The sequence below is a fragment of the Cellulomonas fimi genome, assembly GCF_012952065.1.
Classification (GTDB): Bacteria; Actinomycetota; Actinomycetes; order Actinomycetales; family Cellulomonadaceae; genus Pengzhenrongella; species Pengzhenrongella fimi_A.
In genome coordinates, this window is sequence record NZ_JABCJJ010000072.1 from 1 (window position 1) to 1,435 (window position 1,435).

Sequence of the window (1,435 nt, forward strand, 5' to 3'; positions counted from 1 at the left end):
GGCTCATCGCGATTGAGGGTGTAGTCGGGGTCTGAAGCCGCCGGTCTCGAGCAGGCTTCTGGCGATGTAGTTGGTGAGGTTGCGGAAGCCGAGGGCGGAGCCGCGCAGGTGTTCGAGGCGCCCGTTGATCGCTTCGGTGGGGCCGTTGGACGTGCCGGGCCGGTCGAAGTAGGCCAGGACATCGCCGGCGCGCTTGTTGAGGGTCCGTCCGAGGGTGATGATCTCGCTCAGGGCGTGAGGAACGCCGGTGCTGATCGCGGTGATGAGGTTGTCCATGAGGCGGCGGCCTTGGGTGCGGTCGGGTTCGCGGTAGGCGGCGATCATGCGTTGGTAGATGCCCCAGGTGGCTTCGACCTGGACGTGCTCGTCGACGGCGAAGAGCGCCTGGAGGCGCTTGGTCTGCTTGTCGGTGAGCAGGTCGGCGCCGGTGTGCAGCGTCCTGCGCGAGGTGTAGAGCGGGTCACCGGCGCGGCCGCGGTGGCCGTGCAGGTCCTGTTGGACGCGCCTGCGGCACCGGTCGAGGGCGTCCCCGGCCAGGCGCACGACGTGGAAGGGATCCATGACCGCCACGGCGTCGGGCAGCTCCTCGGTGGTGGCGGTCTTGAACCCGGTGAACCCGTCCATCGCGACGACCTCGACCGCGTCGCGCCAGGACTGCTCGCGCTCGGCCAGCCAGGTCTTGAACGCCTGCTTGGAGCGGCCCTCGACCATGTCGAGCAGCCGTGCGGGTCCGGTGCCGGCGCGGATGGCGGTCAGGTCGATGATGACGGTGACGTACTTGTCGCCGCGCCGGGTGTGTCGCCACACGTGCTCATCCACGCCGACGACCTGGACCCCGTCGAAGCGGTGCGGGTCGTCGATCAGGACCTGCTTGCCTTCGGCCAGGACCGCGTCGTTGGCGGTGTTCCACGAGACCGCCAGGCTCTCGGCGATCCGGGCGATGGTCAGGTGCTGGACCACCAGCCCTTCCAGGGCCCACCGCAGCGCTCGGCGGGACAGCTTCGCGCGCGGCGCGGCGGCCTTGCTGGTGTCCTGGCGCCACACGTGCCCGCACCCGGTGCACCGGTAGCGGCGCACCTTCACCAGCAGCGTCGTCGGTCGCCAGCCCAAGGGCTCGTGCGCCAACCGGCGGACCACGGTGTCGCGGGCGGTGCCCTCGCACCCGCACCGCCGGCACCACTGGTCGGCCTCGACGACGCGGCAGGACAGCACCGCCCGGTCCGGCTCCAGCCGCTGCCCGAGGACTTCCAGGCCGAGCTCATCGAGCCGGCAGAACGTGGTCAGGTCAGGGGCAGCGAAGGTAGCGTCAAGCACGTCGAGGTCTTCCCGATGGGCAGTGTGAGAACTCCCATCATCGGAAGGCCTCGACCTCTACCCGCCCCGCGACGCGCCGCACACCCTCACCGCCGGACTACACCCCCAACTGCGAAGAGCC

1 protein-coding gene is annotated in these 1,435 nt (G+C 70.3%); it reads right to left on the minus strand.

The window, feature by feature from the left end; all coding sequences use genetic code 11:
- Positions 1-3: 3 nt before the first annotated feature.
- The gene (locus HIR71_RS16235; RefSeq protein WP_169326099.1) at positions 4-1,314 is read right to left on the minus strand and encodes an ISL3 family transposase; all 1,311 of its coding nucleotides are present in this window, start codon (positions 1,312-1,314) and stop codon (positions 4-6) included.
- Positions 1,315-1,435: the final 121 nt, after the last annotated feature.